The 3,000-nt window shown below is 74.2% G+C and carries 3 protein-coding genes; 2 read left to right on the forward strand and 1 reads right to left on the reverse strand.

Going from position 1 to position 3,000, the window contains the following annotated elements:
• Positions 1-490: TerD family protein (locus V7793_RS35855; protein ID WP_336013864.1), on the forward strand; the 490-nt coding region annotated here is incomplete at its 5' end.
• Between the two features lie 145 nt (positions 491-635).
• Positions 636-2,549, forward strand: a complete 1,914-nt coding sequence (gene recQ / locus V7793_RS35860) for a DNA helicase RecQ (RefSeq protein ID WP_336013865.1) — start codon at positions 636-638, stop codon at positions 2,547-2,549.
• A 51-nt stretch (positions 2,550-2,600) separates the two neighbouring features.
• Here recQ and V7793_RS35865 read toward each other — a convergent pair.
• The coding region (locus V7793_RS35865; RefSeq protein ID WP_336013866.1) for a class F sortase at positions 2,601-3,000 on the reverse strand (400 nt) is incomplete at its 5' end.

Below are 3,000 nucleotides of genomic sequence, written 5' to 3' on the forward strand. Positions count from 1 at the left end.
CCCCGGTGACCACAACGTTCTCGGCATGTCCTGGTCCGGCGCCGTCGCCCTCGACGTCTGCGCCCTCGTCTGCCGGGGCACCCGCGTGCTCAGCGACGAGCACTTCGTCTTCTTCAACAACCCCGCGACCCCCGACGGGGCCGTGCGCGCCGTGCCGCCGCCCCGCGGGGACAAGGCGGCCGTCCGCGTCGCCTTCGAGGCGCTCCCGGCGGACGCCGACCGGCTCGTGCTCGTCGCGGCCGTCGACCCGGCCGTCAATCCGGACGCCGACCTGGCGGGGTTCACCGACGCCCGGATCCGGCTGGCGGACGGCGCCGGCGCCGAGCTGGGGCAGCTGGAGGTCTCCGACGGCCGGGCGGGCGAGACCGCGCTCGTCCTCGGCTCCTTCCGGCGGCGCGCGAACGGCGACTGGGACTTCGTCCTGGGCGGGCAGGGGTACGAGGGCGGGCTGGAGGAGCTGCTCGGGGACTACGGGATCGAGGTCGCGTAGATCGCGGGGCCGGGTCCGCGCCCGGCCCGGCCCTGCCCGACCCGACCCCGACCCGACCCGGCCATGCCCGGCCCCCCAGCGTCGGGCACCCGTGAGTTATCCACAGGCCCCCGTGCGTGTCGGCGGCCCGCCCTAGACTTTCCGCATGGCCGACCTCACCGAGACCGCCCGCCCCGCTGACCCCGTCCCTTCCCCCTCCCCCACACCCGACGCTTCGGGCAGTGAGGCTCTGGGCTGCCTGCGGCGCGTCTTCGGTTACGACGCCTTCCGGGGCGATCAGGAAGCGATCATCGAGCACGTCGTCGCCGGCGGCGACGCGCTCGTCCTGATGCCCACCGGCGGCGGCAAGTCGCTGTGCTACCAGATCCCGGCCCTGGTCCGGCCCGGCGTCGGTGTCGTCGTCTCCCCGCTCATCGCCCTCATGCAGGACCAGGTGGACGCGCTGCGCGCCCTCGGCGTGCGCGCGGGCTTCCTCAATTCCACGCAGGACGCGGACGAGCGGCGGATGGTCGAGGCCGAGTTCCTCGCCGGCGAGCTCGACCTGCTCTACCTCGCGCCCGAGCGGCTGCGCGTGGAGAGCTCGCTGCGCCTGCTCGACCGCGGCAAGATCTCCCTCTTCGCCATCGACGAGGCGCACTGTGTGGCCCAGTGGGGCCACGACTTCCGGCCGGACTACCTGGCCCTGTCCGCCCTGCACGAGCGCTGGCCGGACGTGCCGCGCATCGCCCTGACCGCGACGGCCACCGAGGCCACCCACACCGAGATCGCGTCCCGGCTGAAGCTGCAGGACGCCCGGCACTTCGTCGCGAGCTTCGACCGGCCCAACATCCAGTACCGCATCGCGCCGAAGAACGACCCGAAGAAGCAGCTCCTGGAGCTCCTGCGCACCGAGCACGCCGGGGACGCGGGCGTCGTCTACTGCCTCTCCCGCAAGAGCGTGGAGGACACGGCGCACTTCCTGGTGCAGCACGGCATCGACGCCCTGCCGTACCACGCGGGGCTCGACGCGGGCACCCGCGCCGCCAACCAGGCGCGGTTCCTGCGCGAGGACGGCGTCGTCGTGGTGGCCACGATCGCCTTCGGCATGGGCATCGACAAGCCCGACGTCCGCTTCGTCGCCCACCTCGACCTGCCCAAGTCCGTCGAGGGGTACTACCAGGAGACGGGCCGCGCCGGGCGCGACGGCCTGCCGTCCACGGCCTGGCTCGCCTACGGCCTGCAGGACGTCGTCCAGCAGCGCAAGATGATCGACGGCTCCGAGGGGGACGAGGCCCACCGCCGCCGGCTGGCCGCCCACCTCGACGCGATGCTGGCCCTGTGCGAGACCGTCGAGTGCCGCCGGGTGCGGCTGCTGGCGTACTTCGGGCAGGAGAGCGGCCCCTGCGGCAACTGCGACACCTGCCTCACGCCCGCCGAGACCTGGGACGGCACCGTCGCCGCCCAGAAGTTCCTCTCCGCGGTCTACCGGCTGGCGCGCGAGCGGCGGCAGAAGTTCGGCGCGGGCCAGATCATCGACATCCTGCTGGGCAAGAAGACCGCGAAGGTCATCCAGCACGACCACGACGGCCTCACCGTCTTCGGCATCGGCACCGACCTGAGCGTCGCGCAGTGGCGGGGCGTGGTGCGGCAGCTGCTGGCGCAGGGGCTGCTCGCCGTCGAGGGCGACTACGGCGCGCTCGTCCTCACCGAGGCCAGCGGCGAGGTGCTCGGCGGCCGGCGCGAGGTGCGGCTGCGCAGCGAGCCCGAGCGGCCGGCGCGGGCCTCGGCGAAGTCGGGCGGCTCGGGTTCGGGCTCCGGCAAGCGGGCCGCGCCCGCGGACCTGCCCGCCGAGGCGGTCCCGGTCTTCGAGGCGCTGCGGGCCTGGCGCGCGGCCACGGCGAAGGAGCAGGGCGTCCCCGCCTACGTGATCTTCCACGACGCGACGCTGCGGGAGATCGCGACGGCCGCACCCGCCTCCCTCGAAGCGCTGTCCGGGGTGAGCGGCGTGGGCGAGAGCAAGCTGGCGAAGCACGGCGAGCGGATCCTGGAGCTGCTCACGGAGCTGCGGGAAGCGGCGTAGGCGGGCCGGAGGGCGCCGGGGCCGCGGCCGGGAACAGCCGGCCGCGTGCCCTCACCGCACCCCGGTGAGGTGGGCGTAGACGACCACGTTGCCCAGGTAGGCGTGGCTCTCCTCGGAGAACCCCCCGCCACAGGTGATCACCCGCAGCTCGGCGCGCTTCGACGGCCCGTACACCTTCTGTGACGGGAAGTCCGTCCGGCTGTACACCTCGATCGCGTCGATGGTGAACAGCGCCGTGCGGCCGTCCGCGCGCGCCACCTCCACCCGGTACCCCTTCTTCAGGGCGCCGACGTTGTAGAAGACGGCCGGCCCGGTGGCGGTGTCGACGTGGCCGGCGACGACGGCGGTGCCGGTCGCGCCGGGCGCCGCCCCGTCCGCGTACCAGCCGGCGAGGTTGCTCTCGTCGTCCCGCGGGCTGGAGAGGCTGCCGTCCTGCAGCAGGCCCAGCGGC

The sequence above is a fragment of the Streptomyces sp. KLMMK genome (genome assembly GCF_036961605.1).
In the GTDB taxonomy this organism is placed as follows: domain Bacteria; phylum Actinomycetota; class Actinomycetes; order Streptomycetales; family Streptomycetaceae; genus Streptomyces; species Streptomyces telluris.

Excerpts from the sequence above, each read along its gene's own strand:
- recQ (WP_336013865.1), top strand. The coding sequence starts at position 636 with ATGGCCGACCTCACCGAGACCGCCCGCCCCGCTGACCCCGTCCCTTCC.